The sequence below is a fragment of the Phaeobacter sp. 11ANDIMAR09 genome (assembly GCF_001294455.1).
Classification (GTDB): domain Bacteria; phylum Pseudomonadota; class Alphaproteobacteria; order Rhodobacterales; family Rhodobacteraceae; genus Pseudophaeobacter.
On record NZ_LIKT01000050.1, the window covers coordinates 1 to 11,177 of the forward strand.

18 protein-coding genes and 1 tRNA gene are annotated in these 11,177 nt (G+C 55.7%); 9 read left to right on the top strand and 10 right to left on the bottom strand.

The window, feature by feature from the left end:
• The 6 genes from AN476_RS21380 to AN476_RS21405 form a co-directional block, all read right to left on the bottom strand.
• Positions 1–416: terminase large subunit domain-containing protein (locus AN476_RS21380; RefSeq protein WP_253279963.1), on the bottom strand; the 416-nt coding region annotated here is incomplete at its 3' end.
• Positions 416–874 (bottom strand): hypothetical protein, encoded by a 459-nt coding sequence (locus tag AN476_RS21385; RefSeq protein WP_054463799.1) that lies wholly within the window; start codon positions 872–874, stop codon positions 416–418. The genes AN476_RS21385 and AN476_RS21380, both read right to left, overlap by 1 nt.
• 75 nt (positions 875–949) lie before the next feature.
• Positions 950–1,342 (bottom strand): hypothetical protein, encoded by a 393-nt coding sequence (locus AN476_RS21390; protein ID WP_054463800.1) that lies wholly within the window; start codon positions 1,340–1,342, stop codon positions 950–952.
• A 103-nt stretch (positions 1,343–1,445) separates the two neighbouring features.
• On the bottom strand, positions 1,446–2,225 hold the full coding sequence (locus AN476_RS21395; protein ID WP_054463801.1) for a hypothetical protein: 780 nt from the start codon (positions 2,223–2,225) through the stop codon (positions 1,446–1,448).
• Complete coding sequence (locus AN476_RS21400) at positions 2,222–2,800, bottom strand: hypothetical protein (protein ID WP_054463802.1); 579 nt, start codon at positions 2,798–2,800, stop codon at positions 2,222–2,224. The genes AN476_RS21395 and AN476_RS21400 overlap by 4 nt, the downstream gene beginning before the upstream one ends.
• A gap of 191 nt (positions 2,801–2,991) precedes the next feature.
• The gene (locus AN476_RS21405) at positions 2,992–3,510 is read right to left on the bottom strand and encodes a YdaU family protein (RefSeq protein WP_253279964.1); all 519 of its coding nucleotides are present in this window, start codon (positions 3,508–3,510) and stop codon (positions 2,992–2,994) included.
• 399 nt (positions 3,511–3,909) lie between these two features.
• Between AN476_RS21405 and AN476_RS21410 the strand changes: the two genes are divergently transcribed.
• The gene (locus tag AN476_RS21410) at positions 3,910–4,134 is read left to right on the top strand and encodes a hypothetical protein (protein ID WP_054463803.1); all 225 of its coding nucleotides are present in this window, start codon (positions 3,910–3,912) and stop codon (positions 4,132–4,134) included.
• A gap of 3 nt (positions 4,135–4,137) precedes the next feature.
• Here AN476_RS21410 and AN476_RS21415 read toward each other — a convergent pair whose 3' ends face one another.
• The 3 genes from AN476_RS21415 to AN476_RS21425 are packed head-to-tail and all read right to left on the bottom strand — an operon-like array spanning position 4,138 to position 4,917.
• A complete protein-coding gene (locus AN476_RS21415) occupies positions 4,138–4,332 on the bottom strand; it encodes a hypothetical protein (protein WP_054463804.1) in 195 nt (64 codons plus the stop codon).
• A 46-nt stretch (positions 4,333–4,378) separates the two neighbouring features.
• Positions 4,379–4,702 carry a hypothetical protein gene (locus AN476_RS21420; protein WP_054463805.1) on the bottom strand — a complete coding sequence of 108 codons (324 nt, stop codon included), beginning with the start codon at positions 4,700–4,702 and terminating at the stop codon, positions 4,379–4,381.
• Positions 4,699–4,917: a hypothetical protein gene (locus AN476_RS21425; protein ID WP_054463806.1), complete on the bottom strand. Its 219-nt coding sequence runs from the start codon at positions 4,915–4,917 to the stop codon at positions 4,699–4,701. The genes AN476_RS21420 and AN476_RS21425 overlap by 4 nt, the downstream gene beginning before the upstream one ends.
• 86 nt (positions 4,918–5,003) lie before the next feature.
• Between AN476_RS21425 and AN476_RS21430 the strand changes: the two genes are divergently transcribed.
• From AN476_RS21430 to AN476_RS21465, 7 genes are all read left to right on the top strand, one after another.
• Positions 5,004–5,642 (top strand): XRE family transcriptional regulator, encoded by a 639-nt coding sequence (locus AN476_RS21430; RefSeq protein WP_054463807.1) that lies wholly within the window; start codon positions 5,004–5,006, stop codon positions 5,640–5,642.
• Between the two features lie 157 nt (positions 5,643–5,799).
• Positions 5,800–7,050, top strand: a complete 1,251-nt coding sequence (locus tag AN476_RS21435; RefSeq protein ID WP_054463808.1) for an AAA family ATPase — start codon at positions 5,800–5,802, stop codon at positions 7,048–7,050.
• Positions 7,051–7,151: 101 nt separating this feature from the next.
• Entirely contained in the window at positions 7,152–7,421 is a 270-nt protein-coding gene (locus AN476_RS21440) for a hypothetical protein (RefSeq protein WP_054463809.1), read from the top strand.
• Between the two features lie 160 nt (positions 7,422–7,581).
• A complete protein-coding gene (locus AN476_RS21445) occupies positions 7,582–7,914 on the top strand; it encodes a hypothetical protein (RefSeq protein WP_054463810.1) in 333 nt (110 codons plus the stop codon).
• Positions 7,915–8,005: 91 nt separating this feature from the next.
• Positions 8,006–8,248, top strand: coding sequence for a hypothetical protein (locus AN476_RS21450; protein ID WP_054463811.1), 243 nt, complete (start codon positions 8,006–8,008; stop codon positions 8,246–8,248).
• Between the two features lie 547 nt (positions 8,249–8,795).
• Positions 8,796–9,005, top strand: coding sequence for a hypothetical protein (locus AN476_RS21460; protein WP_054463813.1), 210 nt, complete (start codon positions 8,796–8,798; stop codon positions 9,003–9,005).
• Positions 8,995–10,041 (top strand): site-specific integrase, encoded by a 1,047-nt coding sequence (locus AN476_RS21465; protein WP_054463814.1) that lies wholly within the window; start codon positions 8,995–8,997, stop codon positions 10,039–10,041. Before AN476_RS21460 ends, AN476_RS21465 begins: the two co-directional genes overlap by 11 nt.
• A gap of 57 nt (positions 10,042–10,098) precedes the next feature.
• On the opposite strand, the gene AN476_RS21470 is transcribed toward AN476_RS21465, so the two are convergent.
• A tRNA-Trp gene (locus AN476_RS21470) sits at positions 10,099–10,174 on the bottom strand.
• Positions 10,175–10,316: 142 nt separating this feature from the next.
• On the opposite strand from AN476_RS21470, the gene AN476_RS21475 reads away from it, so the two are divergent.
• Positions 10,317–11,012, top strand: a complete 696-nt coding sequence (locus AN476_RS21475) for a lysophospholipid acyltransferase family protein (protein ID WP_054463815.1) — start codon at positions 10,317–10,319, stop codon at positions 11,010–11,012.
• Positions 11,013–11,177 lie beyond the last annotated feature (165 nt).

Consider the following 11,177-nt stretch of genomic DNA (forward strand, 5'->3'; position numbering starts at 1 on the left):
CCATCAGGCACCAGAAAGTAAAGCCCGACACCCGCCAGCAGCGTAGATTTGCCATTCTTGCGCGGCACCTCAACATAGGCCGTCCGGAACCGCCGCAGCCCGGTCACCATATGGCGCCAGCCACCGATCTGACTGATCATAAAGGCCTGCCAGGGCAGCAGCGTCAGGGTTTCGCCGCGCGCGGCCCAAGCCCCCTCGATATGCGGCAGCGCCTCCAGGAAGGCGCACATGTGTTCGGCTGCTTCGGCGTCAAACACATAGGGAAACTCATCCGTTCCCGCCCTCTTCAGATCGGCCTTGAATCTCTTGCAGGCCTGCTGGATCCGCTTGCAGCTCGTCACTTTGCCCGCAAGAACATCATCTGCCCATTGCAGGCCCCGTTGGGTGACCGGCGTTGAAACCCCACAATCCAACATCAGGCCCGCGTCCCCTTGCGGGTCATGGGCCGAAACGGCGTTACCACCTTGCCGCCTTGCCCTTGGCCATCTGGTGCCGGATCATCGAATTGATCCATAAAGCTCGTCTGAGTAGTCTCGCCTACCTTCGCTCGAATGTAGGGCGTTCCAAGAAGCTCCTTCTCCAACGCCTTCAATTGGTTGATATGAGAGGATCTCTGCTGGCTAAGACCAGAGAGGTAATTCCCTTCTGTCGCCTCGAACCCTTCCTCGACGATCAAGACAGACAGCCGATCAAAGGCGGCTCGATGCACCGCGTAGCGCACGACTTGGCCAAAAACCGGCTCATCAATTTTCTTTTCTCTCTTCAGGTAGCGAAGGATGCTTTCGCCATGCGACCGCTCGACCTCATCAAAATGAGGCGGCCAGCCTCCGAGAAGGTCGACCAGTTTCTGAATATCGGTGCCAGTGTGGTGCATACCCCCCCCCTATAAAATTGCGCGCGAATAAATCCGATTACCCACGCCGGTTTCAGCTTTGGAGGTTGCAGACTTTCAAAGCCCCCCTCCCTGTGCCTCGCGCCTTTCGGCCCGCTGTTTCTTTATGTCGTGGCAGCTCTTGTAGAGCGACTGCAGCGCGCCAAACCAGAACAACCCATAGTCATCCCGGTGCGGCACCACATGGTCCGCGACCGTGGCCAGTTGTTTTGAATTATCCGGACAGAGCCGACACAGCGGCTCTGCATCCAGTTGCTGCAAGCGCCTGCCAGCTTTGCCGCGCCAGCCCTTGCTGTTGTACCATTTACGGCTGGGTCGATCAGTTCGCCGCTTGGCCTCAGACGGCTTGTCGCGCTCTTGCTTTTCCGATCGGGCATGCGCATCGCAATAGCCCGTCCCGACCTCAACCAGTCGGAAACAGCCTGGATGCGCGCAGGGTTTCTTTGGCATCCCGCGCCCTCTCGTCATTGTCAGATGGTCCAACGCAAAAGCGCCCGCCGGTTTCCCGTGGGCGCATTTCTCGATGATGCACTATTCATGCTCTGCGGGTGGGTTAAGTGTCAACACCCTTTTTCATTTCAGCCAGATCATATCCCTGCATTCGATCAAGAGCCGAACAGAGCGACAACCGCAAAGCCTTTGATGCGCCACCATCTTTTGACCATCCATGCGCGTGAAGAACCTGAAGAATTGACATGTCGCCGAGGCAAACCATGTCCACCAGTTTTCGCACATAGATAGCCCTGCGCTTCAAACCACCATTCACCGACGGCCTGATCCGCCTGACTTCTTTTGCCAGCCCATCGCCAATGCGACGATGCAAAGCCCGCAACCTCTGGAAGTCCCGAAAAATCGCCGCCTCTCGATCGCCACCACCAACGGCACCGGAATGGACAGCCTCAAGCGAGGAACACTTGACGCCCGATGCTGTGACCCGCTCGACAAGCGCCGCATAATCCCGCGCAGCACTGATCTGGCCCGGCGTGAAAAGCGGCTCATAGTTCCTTGGATCCTGACCTGCCTTTTCTCGCCTTCCCTCTGCCGCTTGGTGCGCTTTGACTGCTGCCCGTTCCATCGCATCAAAAGCGTCAGCTACCCGCGCAGCATCCCGGCCCCTATCTCCAGTCCTGATGGAGACATAGCCACCGCCGTCAGTCTGGCGCATTTCGCGCGGGGTGAAGCGCACCATAGGGCCACGGCCAGGGGCCATAGGGATTTCAGGGCCACATTCAACCGGAACACAGCCCCGTGCCTTGATTTCAGCAATCCGCACCGCCTCATCTTGCAACCGGGCCACCCCTGCCGAGGTCACAATCACCACCTGTTCGATCATTTATTCACCTCAATCTGCTGCATTATTCTTTGACATTTCATTGCCGCCGCACCGCGCATGTCTTTCAGCTTTTGATCTGCACTGGAGAGCGCAAAACCGCGCCGCGCCTGTTCTTCTGATTTGGCAATTTGGTGACGCGCTTCCTCTGCCCGCTTTTTGATCGCGGCAATATCCGCTTTCTTTGGCCAAAGCCGGTGCTTGCGGAGATGGGACAACAGCTCAGGAGCCCAATCCTCCGCCATAGCCTCTCGACCGATTTCCCCAGAGAAAACCGCAATCATCAAAGGCGAGGCGCTATCCACTGGCCTCTGGATCTCCGCAGCCCAAGCAAGGATCTTGGACGCAAAAGGAAACCGGGAACCATCCTTGCCACCAGGGCGCAGCGCCGCCTGCTCCGCCAATGCCTCAAGGTTCAAGGGCGTCATGTAGGACAACCGCCCACACAGCTCATCAACCATTTCATCGAATTGCGCCACCGTCATACCCGAAGGCCGACGCAGCCCCAGGCGCATCAGCGGTTCCACCAGATGCAGCCTCACGCGCTGCTTTGCCTCTTTCAGGTCCGTTGACCCCATAACCCTAATCCTTCTCAGCAATTCCAGGCTATCCACACACGCCACACCTCGGGATTTTCGCCAGTAAGGTGTTTTGTATTTTTCTGTTTTTTTTGTTCTGTCCTGTAGGGCAATTTCACCTGCAGGCCGAAATCGTACTGAAATCTAGGTGAAATCATTTCACTTCATTTCAGTTGTATTGCAGTTGAATTTCACCGATCTCGAGCGGAACTGATCGGCGTCACATCGCCCGTGTAACCAAGCACCTCAGCCATGGCTGCGCGCACGTTGTCAGGGGTGATGTATAGCTCCGAGTGTTCGAAGTGCTCAGCCAGGGCAGTGATGGCGCGATCATCCTTGATGATGTGTTCCTGAACGCCCATATCCCGCATCTTCGTTCGGATTTTGTGCTTCTTGAGAGCCGACCGACCAGCCACGCGGGCCGCATCGCGCCCTCGCTTGCGTTTGTGCATGTCCTGCACAATTTCCTCGATCATGCCGGGATGGCCAAGACGGGTCTCAAACTCACCTGTGCGCGCATCCTCAACCATGACCGGCACCCAACCGTGCAGCACATTCACCTTGGCTTCCTGCCAGTCTTCAATCGTGCGGAAACGGGCAAGGTCTGCAAGGTCGAGATCATCTGTTGGCAACGTCCCAGCCGGATCCTGGCGCATAGCCTCAGTCCACAGAATCATGGCGGTGCCAAGATCCTCGCGCCTGCCTGTCATCACGCAGCGGCTCAGGAACCGCGAGCCAAGAAACCTGTGGGTGTAGAAGGGAAACCAATCATGAGAAGAAAGAGTTTCACCTCGGCGCAAAGGCCACACATCTGGCACTTCCCCCTCACTTGCGATCAACTCTGACACGACAATCCCCCCTTTCCTTTGGCCGAGGCCAATTGTTCGCCCTCCCAAAAAGTGGGGCGCCCAATACACACAGCACCAACACGCCCCCAGTTTGACAGGGAGAGGATGGGGGCCACTTGCAGGCACACCTGCCCCCGGTCAGCGTAGACAGCGGATGGCATTCCGCAGCCTGCAGTGTTCACCAAGACAACCGGGGCTTGCACCGCCCTTCGATTGACTGCACCTTTCGTCATACGACATTGATTTTTGAAAGGGATTTTAATGACTGAAATTGAAGCGCTTGAAGCCAAGCTTGAAAAGACAATCACTTTCGCCGCCGCACAGGCGGTGGCGATGAACCTCTTGTCCAGCGAACTCGAAGAAATATGTCCAGGCATCAAGGAACGTGTCGCATTAAGCCTGCGAAACGAAGCTGAACTGCATCCGGAGAGATCAGAAACATCGAAAGAACAGTTTGCCCTGGTGGCATCCATTTTCGAGGCCTGAAGGTTATTTCTCAACCTCGTTAAGCTGACGAAGGATGGCGCCAAACAGGTCTTTCTCGCCGTTCGTGCCCCTGATGCCCTGCCCCATGGCGCGTTCCCGAATAGCCAGCTCCAGTTGAATGCGATACCCAATGTCAAACCGGTACCGAAACCAATGGACCGCTCTCTCGTGCCAAGACTGCGTTGTTGGATCCAGCATCGGTTCTCCTCTGTTTTGGGATGAGGGAAAAAAGGGGTTTGAATGCTCATGCCGCCCTCCCCACTTCTGACTGAAAGAACGCGGCCGCGCCCGGGTCGGTCAGCAGCATCAGCAGCGCGATATGGCTGGCGGGGGACGTCACCGCGCCCCACCAGTTCAGCGCGGTCTGAAAGCTCACGTCGCAAAACAGCGCCACCTCGCGGGGGCTGGCAAAGCGCTGCCGGAAATAGGCCGACCAAAGGTCAGGCGCGCTCACCTTGAGCGCATAGGGCTCAAACCTATTTGACCAAGACTTTTGCCCCGCGCGCGGCGCATCCTGAGCGCATGGGATTTGATTGTTCACAACCAGGGTCAGACGCGGGCGGCTCATGCGGCGTCCTCCGCTGGCGGGGCCGCGCAGGGCGCAGGGTTCTCCGCCATGTATTGCCGGATCTTGTCCACGGTGTTGAGGGTCGGGCTCGCCTGCCCCTCTTCCCAGGCCTTCCACTGAGACCAGCTGGCCCCAAGCGCTTGGCGCAGGATGTGCTGAGGGCTTCTGCCTATCGCCTTGGCGTAGGCGCGCATTTCTTCGAGAAACTGTTCCATGGCCCCTTATGGGGTTTATTTACCCCAATCATCAAGGGTTTTTTTACGCCATGCACAAAGTGTCACAATGGGGTAAATTCCCCCTTATGCAACAGACCTTCAGAGACGCCTTTCTCGCGGCCATAAAAAACACCGGCAAATCAATGCGCCAAGTCGCGCTGGACGCTGGCGTTTCTTATGAGCAGCTCAAGAACCTGGCCCAGGGAAAAAGCAAGTCGACCAATGTCGATGATGCGGTCCGGATCGCTGCCTCATTTGGGATCAGCCTGGAAGACTTTCTTGAAGGTCGAATGTCGCCATCATCTGAAGTTCCTACCATCGCTATCGCTGGCAAAGTCGGCGCCGGTGCTCAGGTGCCGGTGTTTGATGCTTACGAGAAAGGCGACGGCCCCCAGGTCGAATGCCCACCCGGTCTATCGCCACATGGAATCGTCGCGGTAGAGGTGGAAGGCGACAGCATGGAGCCGATCTATTCTGACGGAGATCTTCTATTTTACACCCGAAATGGGCATGATGCTGTGCCATCCGAAGACATTGGTCATCGTTGCGTTTGCGAAGATGAGGACGGCATGGGCTGGGTCAAACAGATCAAACCCGGAGACGAGCCTGGGCTATTTCACCTGATCTCATTGAACCCCGGGGCTAACAATATTTGGAACGTGCGTCTCAAATGGGCGGCGCGAGTGCGCCTGCATTGGCCTGCTGAACTGGCCAAAAAAGCATAGCTTCAAATAGTGGTGCTGAAGACCTGTCCAGAACATTAGACTGAATGCCGACACTCCAAACCATCTAGTCGTTCATCGCTCCTTCTACAAAAGAAACTGGTGCACCTTAAACTAGGGTCTGATAAGCAAGCCTTATCGCCCCAAAGGATATTTAAGCATGGCCATTTTCTCCTCAAAGCCGAAGCCTGATGATGTGTTCACTCCCCGCTCGCCAAAGGTCAATCCCAGTCTTTATATTCCTAGACCAGACCTAGAAGAAGAGCTGGTCGAGGGGCTATCCGAGAGCCAACATCTTGTAGTGTTTGGCGAAAGCGGAAATGGAAAGTCTTGGCTCTACAAGAGTGTCTTCGAGAAAGAGAAAGTGTCCTATGACGTTGTAAACCTTGCTCTCGCCTCATCCTTGGGTTCGCTAGGGTCCGCATTTGAAGATAAACTTGCTCGCCAAGAGAATTTTGAGAAGCAAGAGTACGAACGTAGTGGATCCGGAAGCTTCAAACCGGGCGGTGTAGGTGTCGACTACGAAGAGACATGGAAATACGTCAAAGGCAAGAAAGAGCCTTTTGAAAGACTACTTGCGTACCTTCGAAAATCAGCTGGGAAGAGAAAAGCGATTGTTGTCTTTGACAACTTCGAACAAATCGCTACGGACGCAGCCATTTGCAAGGAGATTGCCAACTGCGTAGTCCTGCTGGATGATCCAATCTATGCCAGCTACGATGTGAAGATCCTAATTGTCGGCACACCTAGTGGGATCGATGAAATCCTTTCCCACAATGGGAATATTCAAACTATTTCGACCCGCCTCAAGGAAATTCCAGAAGTTGAGAGAATGCTGCCAACAGAGGCACAGCTCTTGATGCGAAGGGGATTAGAGGACCAACTCAAGTTGGAAGTTCTCGGAAATGCTCAGGTGTTTTACGATCGAATGCTGAGCATAACAGATCGAATAGCATTGGAGCTCCAGGAGCTCGGGCTCAAGATTGCGAAAGAGGCCCTAAAGAAGGGCAACACGATCGACCAAAACGTACTAAATCGCGCGGTCCAGAAGTGGGCAAAAAATTCGATTCGAGCTTCCTGCGCTATGGTTTCTGGTAGAATGAATTCCAGAGAAACTAGAGCTTCCAGAAGAAACCAGTGTATTTATGCGTGTGGCGCAACAGAAAAGGAAAGCTTCACCTACAAGGACATCGAAGCAAAAATCAGAGAGCTTTTTCCCGTGACAACAAAAGATGTATCGCTGAACGTATCCGGCGAATTATCTAAACTGTCAAAGGGGGACAACCCACTCATAAAGAGACTACCAACGGACGATGCCTATCGTCTCACAAGCCCAAAAGTTCGAATGGCAATTCGCACAATGCTTACGATAGAGGACGAGAAGGTTCGGAAAGTTGTATTGGACATCTGACTAGCGCCTTGAGTATGAGTGATGGGGTTTTTTTACCCCAACCCATTGACGGGGTAAAATTACCCCGTTATCAATTCTCCCATCAACCGATGGAGGATTGAATGAGTGACATTACCCAAACCGCGCGCCAGATTGTCAGCGCTCCCCACGATTACCTGCACGACACCACCCTCTTTGCCGCCGCCTGGGCCACGATGAAGGCCGCGCGCGGTCAGGGCTTTGACCCCCAGCGCCTGCGCCCGCAGCACCTCATCGGGCGTCCCACTCCCGCGCCGGAACCGCTCGATCAGACCCTTACCCGCGTGGGCGAAACCGTGCGCAGCTATGCCGCCAAACAGGGCTACAGGCTGCCGCACCGCCGCGCTGCGTAAACGTCACGCCGCAAAGCACCCAGGCCAGCGCCCGGAGGACGGCGCCGGTCCCTCTTTCCCAGACATCCGCGTTTTCATCCCGGTTTCGCGGATCAGCGCGGGCGGTTCAGTCCTCCTCCCAAACGTACCGCCCGCGCGTCCAGCCCTTCGAGGTCACATCATGTCAGCACAAACACTGGCCGCAGCCGCGGCAGAAATCGCCGCCGCCCAGGGCCTCTGCAAAATTCTGGCCTTTCACAACCTCGGCGGCACATTGACCCCGCCAAGCGATGATCCCTCCGACTGGTGGGAGCCCGAAAACATGACACACCGCGCCGAACTGCTGGGCATCCAGGCATCAGGCGAGAACACATTCGATGCGGTGACCGCCTGGGTGCGGGTCGCCAAAGCCACCGGGCGCAACAAGCGCCGCCGCGCCACAGATGGCCGCCCAGACTGCCCCTACAACGGCCAGGGCCTCGCCCCGGCCACCACAGCCACACCCGCAGCGTGAGCGCTGCACAGGGGCGCGGCAAGACAGGCCCACCACTCACAACAAGAGGCCGCGCCCCGACAAACACCCGCCACTAGGAAGCAAACACAAGATGCAAATCACCATGGAAAAGGCCCCAATGCAGGCCGGAATTCTCTGCAACGACGTTGCTTTTCAGAACTACGCCGCCATGCGTCACGGGTTTCCAGAGGGAAGCTTTGGCAAGAGCGAAAGCGCCGAACACATTCGCCAAATTTGCGGTGTCACCAGCCGGAGTGAACTGGCGACAAGCCCCAAGGCCTTTCACCAGTTTGAAAACTCCACACAGATTTTGAGATTAAGAGCGGCAGCCTAGCAACCCCTCGTAATTACGGATAAATTCACGATGGCGCAGGCTGCTGAGGAACTCGCGCGTATACTCGCCGCAGGCATACAAGACCTCCCCAAACCAGCAAATCTGATAGAGCCCTTCGACCTTGGGGCACCATGGACCCACCACGCCAATGAGGCCGAGCTGGGGGAGTTATCAAAGCTCCACATGAGGATCACTCGCAAGCAGCAAGCACTCACCGACCTTATCGAAGAGCGCGCCATCATTCGCCGCCGCTGCATCCAACGCATGCGTCGGAACGATGGCAAGCCCTGACCCAAACAAGCCCAGAAACCCCACCCCATTATTGGAGAACAACATGCCCAGCGAAAGACCAATCATCGTTATCGCAGACAGCGCCCTTTTCGATCTTGGCGTCAGCCTTGGATTTGGGGCGGTAGTAGGAGGCCTCTTGGCGGTCGCCCTATGCCAGTCCGCTGGATTTCTCCTCGATAAAGCTTCTGCGCTGTTTCGCTAGGCGAATAGCCCCCAGACACACAACCAAACATGCCCAAACCGAAAGGAGGCCTAGATGGCAGAGAGCAAAAACAAAGACACGGGCAAAACCCAGAACTTCACTTCTGCACAAATCAAACGCCTTGTTTCGGGAGCGCGCGCGGCAGATCCAAAGGCAATCGTTGAAATCGTGACAAATGCAGGCACCGTTCGCATCCTGCCGGAATCCGTCCCTGTTGCAGACACCCCATTCGACCAGTGGGAGGCAAGCCGCAATGCGCGTTAAACTGAAGGGCATCAATCGAACAACCACCCGTCTCGCTAGCGGAAAGGTCGCAACCTATTACTACGCATGGAAGGGTGGACCGAGGCTTCCAGGCAAGCCAGGAGACCCAGAGTTCCTAGCCGCATACCATGAGGCCATTTCTCAAAAAATTGAACCCAAATCGAATACCCTCCAAAGCCTGCTAAACCAATACCAAAACACACCCAAATGGGCGGGCCTCGCACCACGAACCCAGAAAGATTACCGCTCTCACATCAGTAAGATTGAAGCGGAATTCGGGAGTTTTCCAATCACGGCCCTGTCTGACAGACGCGCCCGTGCGGCCTTTCTCGAATGGCGCGACAAAATGGCTGTGAAGTCTCGGCGGCAGGCAGACTACGTTTTCGCGACACTCGCTTCCATCCTGGCATGGGCTTACGACAGAGGCTTGACCGATGCCAATCCATGCGAAAAACCCGGCAAGCTGTATCGCTCCGGGCGCGCAGATTGCATCTGGACACAGGCAGATGAAAGCACCCTGTTTGCCGTTGCCCCTGAACGGATCAAACTCGCATATCTGATGGCAACTTGGACCGGACAGCGACAAGGCGATCTACTGCGCCTAACCTGGAATGCCTATGACGGAAGTCACATCCGCTTAATCCAAAACAAAACCAAGCGCCGTGTGATCATCCCCGTAGCTTCTCCGCTTAAATCTGTGCTCGATGAGCTGTCAAAAGACAAACACGCAGTGACCATACTGACCACCTCCAAGGGTACATCCTGGACGTCGCACGGTTTCAGCGCATCCTGGAGAAAGACACTTGCAAAGGCGAAAATCACAGGACTGACGTTTCACGATCTACGCGGCACCGCAGTAACCCGTTTGGCGATTGCCGGATGCGAAGTTCCCGAAATTGCGACCATCACTGGTCATAGCCTCGCAGACGTTGGCGCAATCTTGGATGCACACTACCTCAGTCGGAATACCAAGATGGCAGAATCGGCAATTCGCAAGCTGGAAGAACACCAAGCACAGCCCAAAATTCCCAAATAGATTCCCAAATGGTCTAAGCTAGTCTGGCTGGAAATCAGAAATCTCTAATGATTTCAATGGCAGGGGCATCAGGGTTCGAACCCGAGACCTACGGTTTTGGAGACCGTCGCTCTACCAACTGAGCTATACCCCTGCAGTGCCGGTGTTCCTAAGCCACCTCAGGCTGACTCGCAAGAGGGAAATCTGTAGAAACCTCCGGCTTTTTGCTCGAGCCCTCATCGGACTGGTTCTTGCCGGTTCAATATTCTATGACTGGCCAAAAAGGAGCGTCTCTTTTGAGCCTGCGTAAGAGAATAGCCGACAGCCCGCGTTTTAATCGGATGATCGAAGGCATCTTTGCACGTTACGTCGCTTTTGCCTATCGGACGTCACGCTGGCAACGCTCAGGTTGCGAAGCCATGGATGCCGCGGTTGCCGCCGGAGAGCCGGTTATCTTTGTCCTTTGGCATCAACGACTGATTATGGCGCCCTATATTTTTGACACCTCCCTGGGCCGTATTTGTGCCCTGACATCCGCAGCCCGCGCCGGACGCCTGGCTGGTCAGATTCTGGTACGTCTCGGCTTTGAAACCATCCCGATGTCCAGCCACAAGCGCCATGTGGCCCTGTCTCGCGAAGTGCGCCGCCGCACCAAGGAAGGCTGCTCGATCGGTATTGCAGCGGACGGCCCGCGGGGCCCTGCACGCATCTCCTCTGGAGTTCCCATAGCTTGGGCCCGTATGACCGGCTGCCGTGTCTTTACCGTCGCCTTTGCCGAGCGCAGGGTATTGAAGATGCCCACTTGGGACAAACAGATGCTGCCCCTGCCCTTTTCGCGTGGGGTATTGCTCTGTCAGGAATGGCAAGATGCAGTCCCCAAAAAACCTAATGAAGCGGAAAGTGAAAGCCTGCGGTTGAGCCTGCAATCCGCTTTGGATGAGATTACGGCCCAGGCAGATCAGGCAGTAGGCCGCGAGATGACAAAAAAATAGAGGTTTCAATACTGCTGCAGCACAGGGATCACACATTTAACCCTGATCTCAGCACTACGCACACGCACAGGCCGAATGCCAAAAGAGTCGGGGCTCAGCCCCTCTTGTCCCTTCGCTGCGCTTTGGTTCAATTCACCCCGGAATATTTCTGGAAGGGTGAAGCGT

What these genes read in the sequence shown, in the direction of transcription:
- AN476_RS21440 (WP_054463809.1), top strand. Translation starts at nt 7,152, where the DNA reads ATGAGTGACATTACCCAAACCGCGCGCCAGATTGTCAGCGCTCCCCAC.
- AN476_RS21410 (WP_054463803.1), top strand. Translation starts at nt 3,910, where the DNA reads ATGACTGAAATTGAAGCGCTTGAAGCCAAGCTTGAAAAGACAATCACT.
- AN476_RS21460 (WP_054463813.1), top strand. Translation starts at nt 8,796, where the DNA reads ATGGCAGAGAGCAAAAACAAAGACACGGGCAAAACCCAGAACTTCACT.
- AN476_RS21395 (WP_054463801.1), bottom strand. Translation starts at nt 2,225, where the DNA reads ATGATCGAACAGGTGGTGATTGTGACCTCGGCAGGGGTGGCCCGGTTG.
- AN476_RS21400 (WP_054463802.1), bottom strand. Translation starts at nt 2,800, where the DNA reads ATGGGGTCAACGGACCTGAAAGAGGCAAAGCAGCGCGTGAGGCTGCAT.
- AN476_RS21415 (WP_054463804.1), bottom strand. Translation starts at nt 4,332, where the DNA reads ATGCTGGATCCAACAACGCAGTCTTGGCACGAGAGAGCGGTCCATTGG.
- AN476_RS21405 (WP_253279964.1), bottom strand. Translation starts at nt 3,510, where the DNA reads ATGACAGGCAGGCGCGAGGATCTTGGCACCGCCATGATTCTGTGGACT.
- AN476_RS21390 (WP_054463800.1), bottom strand. Translation starts at nt 1,342, where the DNA reads ATGCCAAAGAAACCCTGCGCGCATCCAGGCTGTTTCCGACTGGTTGAG.
- AN476_RS21425 (WP_054463806.1), bottom strand. Translation starts at nt 4,917, where the DNA reads ATGGAACAGTTTCTCGAAGAAATGCGCGCCTACGCCAAGGCGATAGGC.
- AN476_RS21465 (WP_054463814.1), top strand. Translation starts at nt 8,995, where the DNA reads ATGCGCGTTAAACTGAAGGGCATCAATCGAACAACCACCCGTCTCGCT.
- AN476_RS21385 (WP_054463799.1), bottom strand. Translation starts at nt 874, where the DNA reads ATGCACCACACTGGCACCGATATTCAGAAACTGGTCGACCTTCTCGGA.
- AN476_RS21435 (WP_054463808.1), top strand. Translation starts at nt 5,800, where the DNA reads ATGGCCATTTTCTCCTCAAAGCCGAAGCCTGATGATGTGTTCACTCCC.
- AN476_RS21430 (WP_054463807.1), top strand. Translation starts at nt 5,004, where the DNA reads ATGCAACAGACCTTCAGAGACGCCTTTCTCGCGGCCATAAAAAACACC.
- AN476_RS21445 (WP_054463810.1), top strand. Translation starts at nt 7,582, where the DNA reads ATGTCAGCACAAACACTGGCCGCAGCCGCGGCAGAAATCGCCGCCGCC.
- AN476_RS21420 (WP_054463805.1), bottom strand. Translation starts at nt 4,702, where the DNA reads ATGAGCCGCCCGCGTCTGACCCTGGTTGTGAACAATCAAATCCCATGC.
- AN476_RS21450 (WP_054463811.1), top strand. Translation starts at nt 8,006, where the DNA reads ATGCAAATCACCATGGAAAAGGCCCCAATGCAGGCCGGAATTCTCTGC.